Annotated in this window: 1 protein-coding gene; it reads left to right on the top strand. The window is 33.0% G+C overall.

Annotation, left to right across the window (positions count from 1 at the left end):
- Positions 1-361, top strand: a 361-nt coding sequence (locus LOK41_RS28695; protein ID WP_241819466.1) for a GNAT family N-acetyltransferase, incomplete at its 5' end; no start/stop codon positions are given.
- Between the last annotated feature and the right edge of the window lie 12 nt (positions 362-373).

The following is a 373-nucleotide window of genomic DNA, read 5'->3' as shown; positions in this document are numbered from 1 at the left end:
CGTGGGAAGTTTTTATCAAAAAGGAACCGGGAATTTCTGGGTGGCTTTAGATGGGAAAAAAGTAGTTGGTACTGTGGCTTTATTAGACATCCAGAATCATCAAGTTGCTCTAAGAAAGATGTTTGTTACAAAAGAGTATAGAGGTAAAGTGTTTCAAACAGCCAATTTATTATTAAACAACGTTTTTGAATGGGCAAAGGAAAAGGAAATTTCTGAAATTTACCTTGGAACCACTTTGCAATTTTTAGCAGCACATCGTTTTTATGAAAAAAATGGATTTCAAGAAATTCCAACAGGAAATTTACCTAAAAACTTCCCTTTAATGCAAGTAGATAAAAAGTTTTATATATATACTGTATAAGGGGTATCACCG

Source organism: Bacillus sp. TL12 (assembly GCF_022625245.1).
Classification (GTDB): domain Bacteria; phylum Bacillota; class Bacilli; order Bacillales; family Bacillaceae_G; genus Bacillus_A.
This window is presented reverse-complemented; position numbering and strand designations above follow the sequence as displayed.